General features: G+C 70.8%; 16 protein-coding genes and 1 tRNA gene. 7 read left to right on the forward strand and 10 right to left on the reverse strand.

Features of this window, described 5'->3' with window-relative positions; genetic code table 11:
- Position 1 precedes the first annotated feature (1 nt).
- The 6 genes from FJ694_RS00770 to hemA form a co-directional block, all read right to left on the reverse strand.
- Positions 2–568, reverse strand: a complete 567-nt coding sequence (locus FJ694_RS00770; protein WP_157263507.1) for a UbiX family flavin prenyltransferase — start codon at positions 566–568, stop codon at positions 2–4.
- The gene (gene grxD, locus FJ694_RS00775; protein ID WP_157263508.1) at positions 565–882 is read right to left on the reverse strand and encodes a Grx4 family monothiol glutaredoxin; all 318 of its coding nucleotides are present in this window, start codon (positions 880–882) and stop codon (positions 565–567) included. The genes FJ694_RS00770 and grxD overlap by 4 nt, the downstream gene beginning before the upstream one ends.
- A 96-nt stretch (positions 883–978) precedes the next feature.
- Entirely contained in the window at positions 979–1,524 is a 546-nt protein-coding gene (locus FJ694_RS00780) for a hypothetical protein (protein WP_157263509.1), read from the reverse strand.
- 196 nt (positions 1,525–1,720) lie between these two features.
- Positions 1,721–2,581, reverse strand: coding sequence for a peptide chain release factor N(5)-glutamine methyltransferase (prmC, locus tag FJ694_RS00785; RefSeq protein WP_157263510.1), 861 nt, complete (start codon positions 2,579–2,581; stop codon positions 1,721–1,723).
- Positions 2,578–3,666, reverse strand: coding sequence for a peptide chain release factor 1 (gene prfA, locus FJ694_RS00790; protein WP_157263511.1), 1,089 nt, complete (start codon positions 3,664–3,666; stop codon positions 2,578–2,580). The genes prmC and prfA overlap by 4 nt, the downstream gene beginning before the upstream one ends.
- Before the next feature lie 61 nt (positions 3,667–3,727).
- On the reverse strand, positions 3,728–5,029 hold the full coding sequence (hemA, locus tag FJ694_RS00795; protein ID WP_157263512.1) for a glutamyl-tRNA reductase: 1,302 nt from the start codon (positions 5,027–5,029) through the stop codon (positions 3,728–3,730).
- 12 nt (positions 5,030–5,041) lie between these two features.
- Here hemA and FJ694_RS00800 point away from each other — a divergent pair, with 12 nt between their 5' ends.
- Positions 5,042–5,446 carry a hypothetical protein gene (locus tag FJ694_RS00800; RefSeq protein WP_232539830.1) on the forward strand — a complete coding sequence of 135 codons (405 nt, stop codon included), beginning with the start codon at positions 5,042–5,044 and terminating at the stop codon, positions 5,444–5,446.
- A 169-nt stretch (positions 5,447–5,615) separates the two neighbouring features.
- Positions 5,616–5,834, forward strand: a complete 219-nt coding sequence (locus tag FJ694_RS00805; RefSeq protein WP_157263514.1) for a hypothetical protein — start codon at positions 5,616–5,618, stop codon at positions 5,832–5,834.
- A 45-nt stretch (positions 5,835–5,879) separates the two neighbouring features.
- Here FJ694_RS00805 and miaB read toward each other — a convergent pair whose 3' ends face one another.
- The 3 genes from miaB to FJ694_RS00820 all read right to left on the reverse strand — a co-directional run bounded on the left by miaB (position 5,880) and on the right by FJ694_RS00820 (position 9,454).
- Positions 5,880–7,226, reverse strand: a complete 1,347-nt coding sequence (miaB, locus tag FJ694_RS00810) for a tRNA (N6-isopentenyl adenosine(37)-C2)-methylthiotransferase MiaB (RefSeq protein WP_157263515.1) — start codon at positions 7,224–7,226, stop codon at positions 5,880–5,882.
- A gap of 182 nt (positions 7,227–7,408) precedes the next feature.
- Positions 7,409–9,241 carry an aminodeoxychorismate synthase component I gene (pabB, locus tag FJ694_RS00815; protein WP_157263516.1) on the reverse strand — a complete coding sequence of 611 codons (1,833 nt, stop codon included), beginning with the start codon at positions 9,239–9,241 and terminating at the stop codon, positions 7,409–7,411.
- A 136-nt stretch (positions 9,242–9,377) separates the two neighbouring features.
- A tRNA-Met gene (locus tag FJ694_RS00820) sits at positions 9,378–9,454 on the reverse strand.
- A gap of 74 nt (positions 9,455–9,528) precedes the next feature.
- Here FJ694_RS00820 and ftsY point away from each other — a divergent pair.
- Positions 9,529–10,695 carry a signal recognition particle-docking protein FtsY gene (gene ftsY / locus FJ694_RS00825; RefSeq protein ID WP_157263517.1) on the forward strand — a complete coding sequence of 389 codons (1,167 nt, stop codon included), beginning with the start codon at positions 9,529–9,531 and terminating at the stop codon, positions 10,693–10,695.
- Positions 10,696–10,840: 145 nt separating this feature from the next.
- On the opposite strand, the gene ffh is transcribed toward ftsY, so the two are convergent.
- The gene (ffh, locus tag FJ694_RS00830; RefSeq protein WP_157263518.1) at positions 10,841–12,217 is read right to left on the reverse strand and encodes a signal recognition particle protein; all 1,377 of its coding nucleotides are present in this window, start codon (positions 12,215–12,217) and stop codon (positions 10,841–10,843) included.
- Positions 12,218–12,277: 60 nt separating this feature from the next.
- On the opposite strand from ffh, the gene FJ694_RS00835 reads away from it, so the two are divergent.
- From FJ694_RS00835 to FJ694_RS00850, 4 genes are all read left to right on the forward strand, one after another.
- On the forward strand, positions 12,278–13,108 hold the full coding sequence (locus FJ694_RS00835; RefSeq protein WP_157263519.1) for a cytochrome C assembly family protein: 831 nt from the start codon (positions 12,278–12,280) through the stop codon (positions 13,106–13,108).
- A gap of 72 nt (positions 13,109–13,180) precedes the next feature.
- Positions 13,181–13,432 carry a PP0621 family protein gene (locus FJ694_RS00840; RefSeq protein WP_310735022.1) on the forward strand — a complete coding sequence of 84 codons (252 nt, stop codon included), beginning with the start codon at positions 13,181–13,183 and terminating at the stop codon, positions 13,430–13,432.
- A complete protein-coding gene (gene ampD / locus FJ694_RS00845; RefSeq protein ID WP_157263520.1) occupies positions 13,429–14,031 on the forward strand; it encodes a 1,6-anhydro-N-acetylmuramyl-L-alanine amidase AmpD in 603 nt (200 codons plus the stop codon). The genes FJ694_RS00840 and ampD overlap by 4 nt, the downstream gene beginning before the upstream one ends.
- A 368-nt stretch (positions 14,032–14,399) precedes the next feature.
- Positions 14,400–17,321, forward strand: a complete 2,922-nt coding sequence (locus FJ694_RS00850) for a ribonucleoside-diphosphate reductase subunit alpha (RefSeq protein WP_157263521.1) — start codon at positions 14,400–14,402, stop codon at positions 17,319–17,321.
- Positions 17,322–17,333: the final 12 nt, after the last annotated feature.

Raw genomic sequence — 17,333 nt, forward strand, 5'->3', positions numbered from 1 at the left:
GCTACAGCCCCTGCCAGGCCCGCGGCCGGGCCGCGCCGATGCCGGCCAGCGCCAGCACGCGCTCCACCGTGTCGTCCACCATCTCGTCGATGCTGGCGGGGTGGTTGTAGAAGGCCGGCAGCGGCGGGAAGACGATGCCGCCCATCTCCGTCACGGCCATCATGTTGCGCAGGTGCGCAAGATTGAAGGGCGTCTCACGCACCAGCAGCAGCAGCCGGCGCCGCTCCTTGAGCATGACGTCGGCGGCGCGGGTGAGGAGGTTGTCGCCGTAGCCGTGGGCCACGGCGGCCAGTGTCTTCATGGAGCAGGGCGCGATGAGCATCGCGTCCACCGGGTGCGAGCCGCTGGCGATGCAGGCGCCGATGTCTCCGGGCGCATGCGACTCGTCGGCCATCGCCTCCAGCGAGCGGCGGTCGAGGCCGAGTTCGTGGTGCGCGTTGAGCACGCCTGCGGGCGTGGCCACCAGGTGCGTGTGCACGCCCAGGGCGCGGGCGCGCTGCAGCAGCCGCACGCCGTAGACCGCGCCGCTGGCGCCGGTGAGGCCGACGACCAGCCGTTGCGCGCTCAACCCTGGGCGCCCAGCACCTGCTGCAGCTCGCCGCTCTGGTACATCTCCATCATGATGTCCGAGCCGCCGACGAACTCGCCGTTGACGTAGAGCTGCGGGATGGTGGGCCAGTTGGCGTAGGCCTTGATGCCCTGGCGCACCGCCTCGTCCTCCAGCACGTTGACCGTCTGCAGGTCCTGCACGCCGCAGGCCTTGAGGATCTGGACGGCGCGGCCGGAGAACCCGCACATCGGGAACTGCGCCGTGCCCTTCATGAACAGCACCACGCGGTTGCCCTTCACGAGGTCGTCAATGCGCTTTTGTACGTCTTCCATGGTGTCTCTTGAAACGAGGGATTCAAACAGCCGGCGTTATACGGCATGCGGCACCCCGTCGCCCCGGCGCAGGGCAAAGCCCCTGGGCCTGCGGCATCAGAAAGCGTAGGACACACCCAGCTGCAGCACCGGCCGCAGCCGCAGCTCGCGCACCGCGTCGTCGAGCGTGCGCGCCTCGGGCGGCCGCAGCCCGGCGCCGGTGGTGACACCCAGGTCGGCGCTGAAGCCCCAGCCGCCGCGCAGCGACAGGCTGCTGTAGCCGATGCCCAGGTAGCCCACCGGCGGCGCCTCCAAGCCGTCGTCGCCCCGGTTGGGCGTCAGGCTGCGCATGACGCTGAAGGTCAGTGGCGCACCGGCGGACGCGCCCAGCAGCGGCGAGCCGCTGCCCAGCAGCACCCCGCCCGTGGCGCGCAGCCCGCCGACGACCTGGCCCTGACCGAAGCCCGGGCCGCTGAGGTAGTAGTCGCCCAGCAGCTTCATGCTGCGCGGGCCATTGCCGGCAGGTGCGAGATCCCCGCGCCACGCCGGCGCCTGGTCCACGCCGATGCGCGCCTGCCAGCGCGGCCACGGCGCCTGCTCCGGCGCCACCCGAAGCCCGCCCTCAGCCTGCGCGGCCACGCTGCCCAGGGCCATGACTGCCACGGCCCATCCTCGGATTGCCTTCATCGCGGTACCCCCCTTAGCAGGACCACTGCCGGGCCATGCTACGCCGCCTGCGCGGCGCCGTGCGCATCCCCCGACCGGGTGCGAACCCGGGGTTGCCGGCCTGCCCCGGCTGGTGCTGGCTCAGGACGTGAGCCCGGCGCACGGGGCGCGCCGCAGGATTCGGGGCAGTGAGTCAGCCTGGCCAGCGCCCGCCGCTGCAGCGCTCCAGGCCGGCAAGGTCGCACCGCGTCGCCACGTCGGCAAAGCCGTGCCGGCGCAGCACCTTGCGCACGGCCTCGCCCTGCTCGAAACCGTGCTCCAGCAGCAGCCAGGCGCCGGGCTCCAGGTGCGCCGGGGCACCTTCGACGATGCGCCGGATCGCCTGCAGGCCGTCCGCTCCCGGCGTGAGTGCCTGCAGCGGCTCGTGGCGCAGCGCGGCCAGGTGCGGGTCGTCGCCGTCGATGTAGGGCGGGTTGCTCAGCGCCAGGTGCAGCCGCGGCGGCGTCAGCGCCTGCCACCAGTCGGACTGCGAGAACTCCACCTCCAGCCCCAGGCGCTGCGCGTTGCCCTGCGCCACCGCCAGCGCCGCGGCGCTGGCGTCCAGCGCGCGCATGCGCACGCGCGGCGCGCCGTGCTTGACGGCCAGGGCGATGGCACCACTGCCGGTGCCCAGGTCCAGCGCCTGCGGCGCGGGCAGCGCCGCCAGCGCGCCGGACAGCAGCTCCAGCGCCCAGTCCACCAGCGTCTCGGTGTCCGGGCGCGGGTCCAGCACGTCGGGCGTGACCTGCAGTGTCAAGCCGTGGAACTCGCGCTGTCCGAGCAGGTAGGAGATCGGCATGCCGTCGACGCGCCGCGCCGCGTCCGCGTCAAAAGCTTCGCGTTGCGCCGCCGTCAGCAGGGCATCGTCATGCGCCAGCAGCCAGCTGCGCGGGCGGCCCAGGTGGTGCGCCAGCAGCAGCTGCGCGTCGAGCCGGTCCAGCCCCAGCGCGCGTGCGCGCGCCAGCGACTCGCGCACGGTGCCGGCCGTGTCAGGGGGGGGAACCGGCACCGTCATGCCAGGGCACCGCCTTCGAGCGCGGCGAGCTGCTCGGCGGCGCGCGCGGCCTGCAGCGCGGCGATGACGTCGTCGAGCTCGCCGTCCATGACCGCGCCGAGCTTGTAGAGCGTGAGGTTGATGCGGTGGTCGGTGAGCCGGCCCTGCGGGAAGTTGTAGGTGCGGATGCGGTCGCTCCGGTCGCCGCTGCCGATGAGCCCCTTGCGCGTGGCAGCTTCCCTGGCGGCGCGCTCGCTCGCTTCCTTGTCGCGCAGCCGCGCCGCCAGCACCGCCAGGGCCTTGGCCTTGTTGCGGTGCTGGCTGCGGTCGTCCTGGCATTCGGCCACCAGGCCCGTGGGCAGGTGCGTGACGCGCACCGCGCTGTCGGTCTTGTTGATGTGCTGGCCGCCGGCGCCGCTGGCGCGGAAGGTGTCGATGCGCAGCTCGGCCGGATTGAGCGCAACTTCCTCGGCTTCGTCAGGCTCGGCCATCACCGCCACGGTGCAGGCGCTGGTGTGGATGCGGCCCTGGCTCTCGGTGGCGGGCACGCGCTGCACGCGGTGGCCGCCGCTCTCGAAGCGCAGCCGCCCGTAAGCGCCGTCGCCCTCGATGCGCAGCACGATCTCCTTGTAGCCGCCGAGCTCCGAGTCGCTCTGGCTCATGACCTCGGTGCGCCAGCCCTGGCGCTCGCAGTAGCGCAGGTACATGCGCGCGAGGTCCCCGGCAAACAGTGCCGACTCGTCGCCGCCGGTGCCGGCGCGGATTTCCAGGAAGGCGTTGCGCGCGTCATCCGGGTCGCGCGGCAGCAGCGCGGTCTGCAGCGTGGCCTGCAGCCGCTCCAGGTCGGCCGCGGCGGCGGCGATCTCCTCGCGCGCCATGTCGGCCATGTCCGGGTCGTCGAGCAGCTCGCGCGCGGTGGCCAGGTCCTGCTCACGCTGCTGGTAGCGGCGGAACTCGGCGACCACTTCGGCCACCTCGGCCTGCTCGCGCGAGAGCGCGCGCCAGCGCTTGAGGTCCGACATCAGCTGCGGGTCGGCCAGCGTGGCGTCGAGCTCGGCCTGGCGCAGGGCCAGGCGTTCGAATTGTTGGCGCAGGGTGTCTTTCATGGGCGCAAGGATGCCGGGCACACGGCAACCCCGCGCACGGCCGGCGGCAGGGTAACAGCCGCTAGCGGCCGCCTTCGGATTCGGGATTGCGGCTGGTCTGGCGCAGGAACAGGCGCGACAGCGTGTGCGCCACCTGCTCGCGCTGCGCGCCATCGGCGGCATGCAGCTCGGCGAAGGCGCCGTGCAGCATCTTCTGCGTCAGGCCGCGGCTCAGCGCCTCGAGCACGGCATCGACGTCCTCGCCGCGCGCCAGCAGCTTGCGCGCGCGGGCCAGCTCGGCGCCGCGCCAGCGGTCGGCCTGCTGATTGAGGGCCTGGATCAGCGGCACGCTGCCGCGCTGGTCGAGCCAGTGGCTGAAGCTCTGCACGCCGGCGTCGATGATAGCCTCGGCCTGCTGCACCGCCGCCTGGCGCTTCTCGCCGGCGCTCTGCACCAGGGCCGAGAGGTCGTCCACGGTGTAGAGGTAGACGTCGGAGAGCTGCGCGATCTCGGGCTCCAGGTCGCGCGGCACGGCCAGATCGACCATGAACATCGGGCGGTGCCGGCGCGCCTTGAGAGCGCGCTCCACGGCGCCCAGCCCGATGATGGGCAGCGTGCTGGCGGTGCAGGAGATGACGGCGTCGAACTCGTGCAGGCAGTTGGGCAGCTCGGCCAGGCGCAGCGCCTGCGCGCCGAAGCGGCCGGCGAGCTTCTCGCCGCGTTCGAGCGTGCGATTCGCCACGGCCATGGCGCGCGGCTCGCGCGCGGCGAAGTGGGTGGCGACGAGCTCGATCATCTCGCCCGCGCCGACGAACAGCACCTTGATGTCGCGCAGGTCCTCGAACAGTTGCGAGGCCAGCCGCACCGCGGCGGCGGCCATGCTGATGGAGTGGCTGCCGATCTCGGTGGAGGTGCGCACCTCCTTGGCCACGGAGAAGCTGCGCTGGAACAGCTGGTGCAGCGTCGTGCCCAGCGTGCCGGCGGTCTCGGCCTGGCGCACGGCCTGCTTCATCTGGCCCAGGATCTGCGGCTCGCCCAGCACCATGGAGTCCAGCCCCGAGGCCACGCGGAAGGCGTGGCGCGCGGCGTCGCGGTTCTCCATCACGTAGCTGCACGACTCCAGCTGCACGCCGGAGACGCCGCCTTGTTCCGCCAGCCAGTCCATGGCCGGACGCACCAGCTCGCGCGCGTGGCCGGGCTCGGCGGCCACGTACAGCTCGGTGCGGTTGCAGGTGGAGACCAGGGCCGCCTCGGGCATGGCGCGCTGCAGCCGCTCGCGGAAGCCGCGCAGCGCCGGCGAGAGCTGCTCCGCCCCGAACGCGAACCGCCCGCGCAGGTCCAGCGGGGCGGTCTGGTAATTCAGGCCGAGGGCAAAAACACTCATGGTGGGAATTGTATGATCTGCCGTTTTGGCCGATTTGCCGGCCGGTTATGGTCGCCGCCGGCTGCGCTGCGCGGCTTGACCGACATCAAAGCGGCTGGATACGGAGGGGCGCAGGCCATGGGTCCGCTGGATGCGCTGTGGCATCTGCTCGATTTCTTCGCGCCCGCGCTGGCCGTCGGCGCACTCGGTGCGCTGACGGCCAAGCTGTGCTGGCGCCGCGAACTCGCCGCCGTGCCCTGGCGGCGCCTGGCGCTCTGGGGCTGCACCGGCGCGGCGCTGGCACTGACCGCCATGCTCGTCATCAGCGGCCGCGACGGCCGCCTGCTCAATTACGGTGCCATGACGCTGAGCTGCGCCCTGGCACTGTGGTGGGCCGGCTTCGGCAAGGCGGCGTCCCGGCCGTCGTCCCGTTTGTAGGGAAACGCCGCGGCAGGCACCGGAAAGATGCCGCGGCCTGCAGTTCCTCGTGCTGGCATGCGCAAGGGCAAGGCGCCGGCACGCACCTTGCTTCTGTTTGACTGTCCCGTGCCAGCCTTGCGGCAGCACATCGAGAACCGTCAAGCACCGAACAATGCAGGAGAAGGCCATGTTTTCCGAGCCCCTTGCCGAGTCCGTGGAAGCCTACGAAATCCGCTTCCCCTCGCTGTTCCGTGAAGGCCATGCGCTGGCCTTTCCCTGTGACCGCGATGGCCATGTGGACCTCGACGCGCTGAGCGAGCGCGCCAAGGGCAACTACCTGTTCGCCCGCGCCATGGTCGGGCGCGAGTTCGCCACCCCGCGCGTGCTGCCCAGCAGCCTGCATTGAGGCCCTGACACCGGGCCGCCGCGCGGCCCCGGCGCCCCCTCACGGTCAGGCCGCCGCGTCGTCCCCGCGCAGCACGATCTCGCCGCGCAACGAGTGCGGCAGCGCCTGCGTGATGCGCACCTCGGCCATCTGCCCGACCAGGCGCGGCTGGCCCTTGAAGTTGACGATGCGGTTGCACTCGGTGCGGCCCATGAGTTCGGCCGGGTCCTTGCGCGAGGGCCCTTCGACCAGGATGCGCTGCACCGTGCCGACGCGGCTGTCGCTGATGCGGCGCACGTTCTGCTCGATCAGCGCCTGCAGCTGCTGCAGCCGCTTGAGCTTCACGTCCTGCGGCGTGTCGTCGTGCAGGGCGGCCGCGGGCGTGCCCGGGCGCGGCGAGAACACGAAGCTGAAGCTGGCGTCGAAGCCCACGTCCTCGATGAGCTTGAGCGTGCGCTCGAAGTCCTCCTGCGTCTCGCCGGGAAAGCCGACGATGAAGTCGCTTGACAGGCTGATGTCCGGCCGCACCGCGCGCAGCTTGCGGATCGTGCTCTTGTATTCCAGCGCGGTGTAGCCGCGCTTCATGGCCATGAGCACGCGGTCGGCGCCATGCTGCACCGGCAGGTGCAGGTGGCTCACCAGCTGCGGCACCTTGGCGTAGACGTCGATGAGCCGCTGCGTGAACTCGTTGGGATGGCTGGTGGTGTAGCGGATGCGCTCGATGCCCGGGATCTCGGCCACGTACTCGATGAGCAGCGCGAAGTCGGCAATCTCGTTGCTGTCGCCCATCTTCCCGCGGTAGGCATTGACGTTCTGGCCCAGCAGCGTGACTTCCTTGACACCCTGGTCGGCCAGGCCCGCCACTTCGGTCAGCACGTCCTCGAAGGGTCGGCTGACTTCCTCGCCGCGGGTGTAGGGCACCACGCAATAGCTGCAGTATTTCGAGCAGCCTTCCATGATCGACACGAAAGCCGAGGCGCCTTCCACGCGCGCCGGCGGCAGGTGGTCGAACTTCTCGATCTCGGGAAAGCTGATGTCCACCTGCGGGCGGCGCTGCTGCTGCCGCGCCTGGATCATTTGCGGCAGCCGGTGCAGCGTCTGCGGGCCGAACACCATGTCCACGTAGGGCGCGCGCTCGATGATGGCGGCCCCTTCCTGGCTGGCCACGCAGCCGCCCACGCCGATGAGCACGCCCTTTTGCTTGAGGTGCTTGACGCGGCCCAGGTCGGAGAAGACCTTTTCCTGCGCCTTCTCGCGCACCGAGCAGGTGTTGAAGAGGATCAGGTCGGCCTGCTCGACGTCGTCGGTGGGCTCGTAGCCTTCGACGGCCTGCAGCACGTCGGCCATCTTGTCCGAGTCGTACTCGTTCATCTGGCAGCCGAAGGTGCGGATGAAGACTTTCTTGGCGCTCATGGGGGTCCTTCAGCGAGAGGAGGGCTGCAGCCCGTGGCATCCCGGCACCCATGCGCAAGGCGGCCGCCTGGAGCGGCTGCCGATGCAGTCGCAGTCAAGAAGGCGGCGCCGGCACAGCGGGCCTGGTGTAGATCCAGCGGCTGTGAAGCGGGCATGAAAGCCCGCAGGCGAAAGACGAAATTCTAGTCGGCGCTCAGCAGCCGGGCCGGCAGCGCGCCGCGCAGGGCATTGCAGACCGTCAGGTCTTGCGCGTTTTGCACGTCCTCGCGTCGCAAAGTGCGCTCGGCGGCGTCCAGCTCGGCCATCAGCACCTCGCGCATCACGCCCGGCAGCGCGCCGTCGGCCAGCGGCGGCGTCCACCAGCGGCCTTCAAGCCGCACGAAGACGTTGCTGCGTCCGCCCTCGATCAGCCGCCCGTCGGGCGTGAAGAACAGCGTGTCGAAGGCGCCCGCGGCCTCGGCCGCGCGCACGCCCGCGTCATAGCGGCTACGCAGCGTGGTCTTGTGGCGCGACAGCGGCGAGGGTGTCAGGGGAGCTTCGGCCAGCAGCAGCCCGACCGGCCCGGCGTTCAAGGGCGCCAGCGGCGCGTGCGTGACGCTGATGCGGCCATCGTGGGCCAGCGCCAGGCGCACGCGGTGCGGCACGCCCGGCGGCAGCGCATTGAGCACGGCGTCGAGCCGCGAGCGCGCCAGTGCCTCATCCAGCTCGAAGCCCAAGGCCTGCGCGCTGCGCCGCAGCCGCGCCAGGTGCCGATCCAGATGATTGAAACCTTCGGGCTGGCAGGCCCGCAGCGTCTCGAACAGCTCGAACTCGTGGCCCAGCCCGGTGGCGAAGCGGGCTTTCAATTGGCATTCCTCGAACTCGGCCCGGGCCTGGCTGTCGAGCACGATGCCCGCACCCACGCCCAGCCGCGCCGGGCGCAGGCCGTCGCCGTTTTCAGCGCCGAGCACCAGCGTGCGGATCGCCACCGAGGCGCAGAAGTCGCCGCAAGCCGCGTCGCCGCGCGGCGCATCGAGCCAGCCGATGGCGCCGCAGTACAGGCCGCGCGGTGTGCTCTCCAGCGCGGCAATCAATTCCATCGTGCGCAGCTTGGGCGCGCCGGTGATGGAGCCGCAGGGAAAGGCGGCGTGCAGCAGTGCGGGCAGGTCCAGCCCCGGGCGCGCCTGCGCCTCAATGGTGGAAGTCATCTGCCACACCACGCCATGCGGCTCCAGCGTGAAGAGCGCCGGCACGCGCACCGAGCCGGTCTGGGCGATGCGGCCCAGGTCGTTGCGCAGCAGGTCCACGATCATCAGGTTCTCGGCGCGGTTCTTGACGTCCTGCGCCAGTGCCCGCGCCGCGGCGGCGTCCTCGTGCGCGTCAGCGCGGCGCGCGGCCGTTCCCTTCATCGGGCGCGCCGTCAGCAGCCCGGCTTCGTGGCGCAGGAACAGCTCCGGCGAGCACGACAGCACGCAGCCGCCTTCAGGCAACTGGATGAAGGCACCAAAGGGCACGGACTGGCGCCCGCGCAGCCGCCGGTACAGGCGCAGCGGCGCACCGTAGGCCGCGCCGTCGAGTCGGTAGGTGAAGTTGACCTGGTAACTTTCCCCGGCGCGGATGGCGGCGTGGATGCGCGCGATGGCCGCCTCGAATTCAGCCCGGTCCAGGCTCGGCCGCAGCGGCAGCAGCCCCGCGGCGAGCTCATCTGGCAGGGCCGCGTCCTGGGCCGCGAGCCAGTCGTCGGTCTCTTCCCGGGACAGGTGGCGCAACTCGCGGTACATGAGCAGGCGCAGGCAGGAGGCGTCGCCGGACGCCAGCCGCTCGTGACCGGCGCGCAGCAGTTTGGCGCCCCATTCATAGTCGGCCAGCAGCAGCGCATGCAGCCCGGCGCGCTGGTCGGCCTGGGCCGCGGCGCAGACGGCATCGAGCGTGGCGGGGTCGGTGCAGCGGTGCTCGCGCACGAAGCCGCCATAGAGGCGGCTGCGCGGCGCCTCGGCCGTGGCGGTGCAGTCGTCGAGCAGGGCGAAGGACTTCATGACGTGAGCATGCCCGTTGCCGCGGGAACCTGACATGCCGGCCGCGACACGCTCTTTCCTAAGCGCGCAATGGGCGTGAACTGGAGGGCAAAAGCGAAAAACCCCGCAGACCTGATGATCTGCGGGGCTTCGTGTTTGGTGGCGCTTCAGGGACTCGAACCCCGGACCTGCGGATTATGATTCCGTCGCTCTAACCGACTGAGCTAAAGCGCCTGCGAGACCGCCATTCTATCGATATTTTTGACATCGTTGCAAGCCCTCTGACGAATTCAGCAGACAATTTCTTCATGTTCAGCTTTTTCAAGAAGAAGGCGCCCCCGCCGCCGGCCCCGCCGCAGGACTCTCCTGCCGCCGTGCCGGCCGCCGCTGACGCGCCTGGAGTCCCGCCGCCTGCCGAGGCGCCCGCGGCGCGCGGCGGCTGGTTCGGCGGGCTGTTCGGCAAGTCCGCGCCGGCGCCCGAGGCCGTGCCCGAAGCGCAGGCGCCGGCCGAAGAGGTCATCGGCTCCGCCATCGAGGCCCCGGCGCTGGTCGAAACCACCGAAAAGCCCGCCGCCCCGCGCGCGGGCTGGATGGACCGGCTCAAGCAGGGCCTGCGCAAGACCGGCAGCGGCATCGCGCAGGTCTTCACCGGCACGAAGATCGACGAGGACCTGTACGAGCAGCTCGAAGAGGCGCTGCTGATGGCCGACGCCGGGGTGAAGGCCACCGAGCACCTGCTGCGCGACCTCAAGCGCCGCGTCAAGGACGCGCGCGCCACCGACCCTGCGGCGGTGAAGGCGCTGCTGGTCGATGCCATTGCCGAGCTGCTGGCGCCGCTGGAGAAGCCGCTGGTCATTGGCGAGGCCTCGCCCACCGTGGTCATGGTCGTGGGCGTCAACGGCGCGGGCAAGACCACCAGCATCGGCAAGCTCACGCGGCACCTGGCCGACGCCGAGCAGCGCGTGCTGCTGGCCGCGGCCGACACCTTCCGTGCCGCCGCGCGCGAGCAGCTGGCGGTGTGGGCCGGGCGCAACCGCGTCGAGGTCGTGAGCCAGGAGGGCGGCGATCCCGCGGCCGTGACCTACGACGCCGTGGTGGCGGGCAGGGCGCGCGGCTGCGACGTCGTCATCGCCGACACCGCGGGCCGGCTGCCCACGCAGCTGCACCTGATGGAGGAGCTCAAGAAGATCCGCCGCGTCATCACCAAGGCCCAGGCCGACGCGCCGCACGAGGTGCTGCTGGTGGTGGACGGCAACACCGGCCAGAACGCGCTGGCGCAGGTGAAAGCCTTCGACGAGGCGCTGCAGCTCACCGGGCTGATCGTCACCAAGCTCGACGGCACGGCCAAGGGCGGCGTGCTGGCCGCCATCGCGCGCGAGCGCCCGGTGCCGGTGTACTTCATCGGCGTGGGCGAGAAGCTGGAGGACCTGGAGACCTTCAACGCGCGCGAGTTCGCGCAGGCGCTGCTCGGCTGAGCCAGGGCCATCAATATAAAGAGGGCGGACACCGCGAGGTGTCCGCCCTTCGTTCATCTGGATATGGCCGTTACCCCAGCCCCTCGCAGCGCTTGGGTCCTTCGGCCTGTCCAGGCCCGCGCAGGCGGGACTGGAGCCGCGGGCCTCAGCCCATGCCCGGCGGCAGCATGCCCTTGAGGCCCTTCATGCCGCCCATGCGCTTCATCATCTTCATGAGGCCGCCGCCCTTCATCTTCTTCATCATCCCCTGCATCTGCTCGAACTGATTGAGCAGCTTGTTGACCTCGTGCACCTGCACGCCGGCGCCGGCGGCGATGCGGCGCTTGCGGCTGGCCTTGATCAGGTCAGGCTTGCGCCGCTCCAGCGGGGTCATGGAATTGATGATGCCTTCCATGCGCCGCACGTCGCGCTCGGCGCGGTCCATGTCGGCCTGGCCGGCCTTGGCGGTGAGCTGGGCGGGGAGCTTGTCCATCAGCCCGGAGAGGCCGCCCATCTTCTTCATCTGGCTGATCTGGGCCAGGAAGTCGTTGAGGTCAAAACCGTCGCCGCTCTTGACCTTGGCCGCGAGCTTCTGCGCCGCGTCCAGGTCCACGCCCTTCTGCACCTCCTCGACCAGCGCGACGATGTCGCCCATGCCCAGCACGCGCCCGGCGTGGCGGTCGGCGTCGAAGACCTCCAGCCCGTCGATCTTCTCCGACACGCCCGCGAACTTGATGGGCGCGCCGGTGACCTGGCGCACCGACAGCGCAGCACCCCCGCGCGAGTCGCCGTCGAGCTTGGTCAGCACGATGCCCGTGAGCGGCAGCGCCTCCTTGAAGGCGCGCGCGGTGTTGATCGCGTCCTGGCCCTGCATCGCGTCCACCACGAACAGCGTCTCCACGGGCTTGAGCGTGGCGTGCAGGTCGCGGATCTCGGCCATCAGCGCCTCGTCGATCGCCAGCCGGCCGGCCGTGTCCACCAGCAGCACCTCGAAGTGGTAGCGCCGCGCGTGGTCCAGCGCCGCCAGCGCGATCTCGCGCGGCGACTGGTTCGCGGTGGAGGGGAACCACTCGGCGCCGGCCTGCTTCGTGACGGTCTTGAGCTGCTCGATGGCGGCGGGGCGGTACACGTCGGCCGAGACCGTGAGCACCTTCTTCTTGCGCCGCTCGATGAGGTGCTTGGCCAGCTTGGCGGTGGTGGTGGTCTTGCCCGCGCCCTGCAGGCCCGCCATCAGGATCACCGCCGGCGGCTGCGCGGCGAGGTTGATGTCGGCCACGCCCTCGCCCATGGTGGCGGCGAGTTCCTTGTTGACGATGCCCACCAGCGCCTGGCCCGGGTTGAGCGAGCCCACCACCTCTTGCCCCAGCGCCTTGTCCTTGACGCGGGCGATGAAGTCGCGCACCACGGGCAGCGCCACGTCGGCTTCGAGCAGCGCCATGCGCACCTCGCGCAGCATGTCCTGCACGTTGCTCTCGGTGATGCGGGCCTGGCCGCGCATGGTCTTGACCAGGCGTGACAGGCGGTCGGTAAGGGCGGAGGCCATGGCGGGGAGGGCGGCATTGGTGCGCCCGGGAGGCGCTGGCCGCGAAAGTACACTGAAGGGATGATTTTATCGTCCGGCCCCGAGGCGGCCGCCCTCGCATGGCCTTGGCTTGCCGCGCTGGGCGCCGTGCTGGCCTACATCGTCGCCATGCTGCCCGCGCCCGACGGGCGCCGGCTGCACACGGCCGCGCTGCAGCTGGGCTGGCTGCTGCACGGCCTGGCGCTGGTGCTGGAGATCGGCGCCATCGGCCGCGAGCCGCCGGGCGTGCGCTTCGGCTTCGGGCCGGCGCTCTCGCTCACCGTGTGGTTCGTGCTGGCGGTGCATGCGGTGGAGAGCCGCCTCTTTTCCCTGCCCGGCATCCGGCGCCAGCTCGCCACGGTGGGCGCGCCGGTGGTGCTGCTGGCCGCGCTGTTTCCCGGCGACATCCGGCTCGACGAGGGCGGCTCGGCCTGGCTGCCGCTGCACTGGCTCATGGGCATCGCCTCCTATGGCCTTTTCGGCGCCGCGGTGCTGCACGCGATGCTGCTGGACCGCGCCGAGCGCCAGATGCGCCTGAAACTGATCCCGCCGCAGGGCAGCGGCGGGCCCTTCGGACTGCCGCTGCTGCGCCTGGAGCGGCTGACCTTCCGCTTCGTCGAGGCCGGCTTCGTGGTGCTGAGCCTGGCGCTGCTGCTGGGCGTGTGGCTGAGCCCGCAATGGCGCTGGGACCACAAGACGGTGTTCTCGCTGCTGGGCTGGGCCACCTTCGCGCTGCTCATCGCCGGACGGCTGGCCTGGGGCTGGCGCGGCCGCCGCGCCACGCGCTGGCTCTACGCCGGCGCCGCGCTGCTGCTGCTGGCCTACATCGGCTCGCGCTTCGTGATGGAAGTGGTGCTGCACCGCGCGGCGTGAGCCGCGTGCCCTGCCTGTCATGGAACCCTTGAGCGCCGCTCGCATCGAGCCCGTCCCGCCCCGGAGGCCGGCATGCTGAAGTACCTGCTCGTGCTGGCCGTGGTGGTGCTGGTGCTGTGGGCGGTGCGCCGCGCCTCGCTGCCGCCGCCACCGCCAAAGCCCAAGGCGCCGCCGCCACCGGCCGAACCGCCGACGCAGCTCGAAGCCATGGTGCGCTGCAGCCATTGCGGGCTGCACCTGCCGCGCGGCGAAGCGCTGGCCGGGCTGGACGGCGAGCTCTATTGCAGCCCCGCGCATCGCGACGCTGGGCCGTGGCGCGCGTGAGCCACGACCCCTCTTCAAGGGCTGAAGAGGAGGGCTGGAGCCAGGGCTGGTGGGCGCCGGCGCGGCGCTGCCCCTCGCCCAACTTCGGAGCGCGCCCCGCCGAGGCACGCATCGACCTGGCGGTGGTCCACTCCATCAGCCTGCCGCCGGGCGAATTCGGCGGCGATGCCATCGAGCGGCTGTTCACGAACCGGCTCGACTGGGACGCACATCCCTACTTCCAGCAGATCCGCGGCCTGGAGGTGTCCGCGCACTTCCTGCTGCGCCGCGACGGCGCGCTGCTGCAGTTCGTGTCCTGCGACGCGCGCGCCTGGCACGCGGGCCGCTCCCACTGGCGCGGGCGCGACAACTGCAACGACTTCTCCATCGGCATCGAGCTCGAAGGCCTGGAGGGCGAGCGCTTCGCGCCGGTGCAGTACCGGCGCCTGGCGCGGCTGCTGCGCGCGCTGGCGCGGCGCTACCCGCTGGCCGAGGTCACCGGCCACGAGGACGTGGCCCCGGGCCGCAAGCACGACCCCGGTGCCGGCTTCAGCTGGCCGCTGCTGGCACGGCTGTGCGGCTGGCGCGCCGAGGGCCGCGTGCTGCGCTGCGGCACTTGAGCCGCCAGGACCGAAGCCCGTTTCGGGCGCAACTTTCCAGGCGGCCCGAACGCGGCCGGATCAGCTTCCATGCAAACGGGATGCCGGCTTGTGCAGCATGTCCCGCAACTGTGGCGAAACTGCGTCCAGGCCTTCCGGGGCACTAGATGTAGTGTTCTAATACGCCCCGGCACACCACAGGTAGTGTCCGCTGTCCACTGACAGCCCACCGGTTATCCACAAGTTTTTGCACATGCCCCGGTTCGCGGCGGCCCGAAGAAGCCGGGTTGCGCCGGGGTGGCTGGCGGGCACTGCCGTGCCTGGCCGCAGGCCCTGCAGGGGGCCGTGGCGGCAGCGGCAACCGGCCCGCGTTGACCCGAAGGAAAGACATGAGCGCACCTGAACTGCATGCACCCTCCGACGCCGGCGGCGTCTTCATCGGCGAGAGCGCCGCGGCACCGGCGCGCAGCAGCTACGAGGGCTACCAGATCATCCGGCGCAACGGCGCGGTGGTTTCGTTCACGCCCAGCAAGATCGCCGTGGCGCTGATGAAGGCCTTCCTGGCCGTGCGCGGCAGCCAGGGCGCGGCCTCGGCCAGCGTGCGCGAGACGGTGGATGCGCTGACCGAGGCGGTGGTGCGCGCGCTGCTGCGCTCGCGCCCGGCCGGCGGCACCTTCCACATCGAGGACGTGCAGGACCAGGTCGAGCTGCAGCTCATGCGCAGCGGCCACCACGACGTGGCCCGCGCCTACGTGCTCTACCGCGAGCGCCATGCGCAGGAGCGCGCCCAGCGCGCTGCTGCGGCTGCCGCGGCCCAGGCCGCCGCGGCCAAGCCGGTGCTGCACGTGATCGAGGACGGCGTGCGCGTGCCGCTGGACGAGGCCAGGCTGCAGGCGCTGGTCGAGTCCGCCTGCGCGGCGCTGGGCGAGGACGTGCGCCCCGAGCCGATCCTGGCCGAGACCCGCCGCAACCTCTACGACGGCGTGCCCATGGACGAGGTGCACAAGGCCGCCATCCTGGCCGCGCGCACGCTCATCGAGAAGGAGCCCGGCTACACCCGCGCCACCGCGCGGCTGCTGCTGCACACGGTGCGCAAGCAGGTGCTCGGCCAGGAGGTGACGCAGGCGCAGATGTCCTCGCGCTATGCCGAGTACTTCCCCGGCTTCATCGCCCGCGGCGTGCAGGCCGAACTGCTCGACGAGGCGCTGCTGGGCTTCGACCTGGCGCGGCTTGGCGCGGCGCTGAAACCTGAGCGCGACCTGCAGTTCGACTACCTGGGCCTGCAGACCCTGGTGGACCGCTACTTCCTGCACATCGACGAAGCCCGCATCGAGCTGCCGCAGGCCTTCTTCATGCGCGTGGCCATGGGCCTGGCGCTGGGCGAGAAGAGCGACCGCGAGGCGCGCGCCATCGAGTTCTACGACGTGCTCTCCAGCTTCGACTTCATGAGCAGCACGCCCACCCTCTTCAATTCGGGCACGCGGCGCTCGCAGCTCTCCAGCTGCTACCTCACCACCGTCTCCGACGACCTCGAGGGCATCTACGAGGCGCTCAAGGAGAACGCGCTGCTGTCCAAGTTCGCCGGCGGCCTGGGCAACGACTGGACCAACGTGCGCGCGCTGGGCTCCTACATCAAGGGCACCAACGGCAAGAGCCAGGGCGTCGTGCCCTTCCTCAAGGTCGTCAACGACACGGCCGTGGCCGTGAACCAGGGCGGCAAGCGCAAGGGCGCGGTGTGCGCGTACCTGGAGACCTGGCACCTGGACATCGAGGAATTCCTGGAGCTGCGCAAGAACACCGGCGACGACCGCCGCCGCACCCACGACATGAACACGGCCAACTGGGTGCCGGACCTGTTCATGAAGCGCGTGATGGAAGGCGGCCCCTGGACGCTGTTCTCGCCGTCGAGCTGCCCGGACCTGCACGACAAGTTCGGCAAGGCCTTCGAGCAGGCCTACGTGGCCTACGAGTCCATGGCCGACCGCGGCGAGATCAAGCTCTACAAGCGCATGGCCGCTCGCGACCTGTGGCGCAAGATGCTGACGATGCTGTTCGAGACCGGGCACCCCTGGATCACGTTCAAGGACGCCTGCAACGTGCGCAGCCCGCAGCAGCACGTGGGCGTGGTGCACTCGTCGAACCTGTGCACCGAGATCACGCTCAACACCGGTCCCGACGAGATCGCCGTGTGCAACCTGGGCTCGGTGAACCTGGCGCAGCACGTCAAGGACGGCGGCATCGACCACGACAAGCTGAAGAAGACCGTGCGCACGGCCATGCGCATGCTCGACAACGTCATCGACATCAATTACTACGCCGTCGACAAGGCGCGCCGCGCCAACGAGCGGCATCGCCCGGTGGGCCTGGGCGTGATGGGCTTCCAGGACGCGCTCTACCAGCTGCGCCTGCCCTACGCCAGCCAGGAGGCGGTGGAGTTCGCCGACCGCTCCATGGAGGCGCTGTGCTATTACGCCTACTGGGCGTCGTCGGAGCTGGCCGAGGAGCGCGGGCGCTACTCCAGCTACGAGGGCTCGCTGTGGAGCCGCGGCATCCTGCCGCTGGACACCCTGAAGCTGCTGGCGCAGGAGCGCGGTGGCTACATCGAGGCCGACACCTCCGCCACGCTGGCGTGGGAGGAGCTGCGCGCGCGCATCGCCGCGCACGGCATGCGCAACAGCAACTGCGTGGCCATCGCGCCCACGGCCACCATCTCCAACATCATCGGCGTGGACGCCTCCATCGAGCCCTGCTTCGGCAACCTCTCGGTGAAGTCCAACCTCTCCGGCGAGTTCACCGTCATCAACGAGTACCTGGTGCGCGACCTCAAGGCGCTGGGCCTGTGGGACGACGTGATGCTCATGGACCTGAAGCACTTCGACGGCTCGCTCAAGCGCATCGACCGCGTGCCCGAAGCGCTCAAGCGGCTCTACGCCACCGCGTTCGAGGTCGAGACGGCCTGGCTGGTGGAGGCCGCGGCGCGGCGCCAGAAGTGGATCGACCAGGCGCAAAGCCTCAACCTCTACATGGCCGGCGCCTCGGGCAAGAAGCTCGACGAGACCTACAAGCTGGCCTGGCTGCGCGGCCTCAAGACCACGTACTACCTGCGCACCATGGCCGCCACGCACGTGGAGAAGTCCACCGTGAAGGCCGGCTCGCTCAACGCGGTGTCGTCGATGGCCGCGCCCGCGGCGGTGATGGCTCCCGCAACGGTCGAGGCGACGGTGGTGGCAGCGGCGGCGGAGCTGGCCGTGCCGGCCACCGACGTGAAGTTCTGCGCCATCGACGACCCGGGCTGCGAAGCCTGCCAATGAGCGGCCGATCGA

Source organism: Azohydromonas aeria, from assembly GCF_009760915.1.
GTDB lineage: Bacteria > Pseudomonadota > Gammaproteobacteria > Burkholderiales > Burkholderiaceae_C > Azohydromonas > Azohydromonas aeria.

Bases quoted from the DNA above. Each gene is read 5' to 3' on its own strand.
- grxD (WP_157263508.1), bottom strand. From the start codon at position 882: ATGGAAGACGTACAAAAGCGCATTGACGACCTCGTGAAGGGCAACCGC.
- prmC (WP_157263510.1), bottom strand. From the start codon at position 2,581: ATGACGGTGCCGGTTCCCCCCCCTGACACGGCCGGCACCGTGCGCGAG.
- prfA (WP_157263511.1), bottom strand. From the start codon at position 3,666: ATGAAAGACACCCTGCGCCAACAATTCGAACGCCTGGCCCTGCGCCAG.
- hemA (WP_157263512.1), bottom strand. From the start codon at position 5,029: ATGAGTGTTTTTGCCCTCGGCCTGAATTACCAGACCGCCCCGCTGGAC.
- FJ694_RS00800 (WP_232539830.1), top strand. From the start codon at position 5,042: ATGATCTGCCGTTTTGGCCGATTTGCCGGCCGGTTATGGTCGCCGCCG.
- FJ694_RS00805 (WP_157263514.1), top strand. From the start codon at position 5,616: ATGTTTTCCGAGCCCCTTGCCGAGTCCGTGGAAGCCTACGAAATCCGC.
- miaB (WP_157263515.1), bottom strand. From the start codon at position 7,226: ATGAGCGCCAAGAAAGTCTTCATCCGCACCTTCGGCTGCCAGATGAAC.
- pabB (WP_157263516.1), bottom strand. From the start codon at position 9,241: ATGAAGTCCTTCGCCCTGCTCGACGACTGCACCGCCACGGCCGAGGCG.
- ftsY (WP_157263517.1), top strand. From the start codon at position 9,529: ATGTTCAGCTTTTTCAAGAAGAAGGCGCCCCCGCCGCCGGCCCCGCCG.
- ffh (WP_157263518.1), bottom strand. From the start codon at position 12,217: ATGGCCTCCGCCCTTACCGACCGCCTGTCACGCCTGGTCAAGACCATG.
- FJ694_RS00835 (WP_157263519.1), top strand. From the start codon at position 12,278: ATGATTTTATCGTCCGGCCCCGAGGCGGCCGCCCTCGCATGGCCTTGG.
- FJ694_RS00840 (WP_310735022.1), top strand. From the start codon at position 13,181: ATGCTGAAGTACCTGCTCGTGCTGGCCGTGGTGGTGCTGGTGCTGTGG.
- FJ694_RS00850 (WP_157263521.1), top strand. From the start codon at position 14,400: ATGAGCGCACCTGAACTGCATGCACCCTCCGACGCCGGCGGCGTCTTC.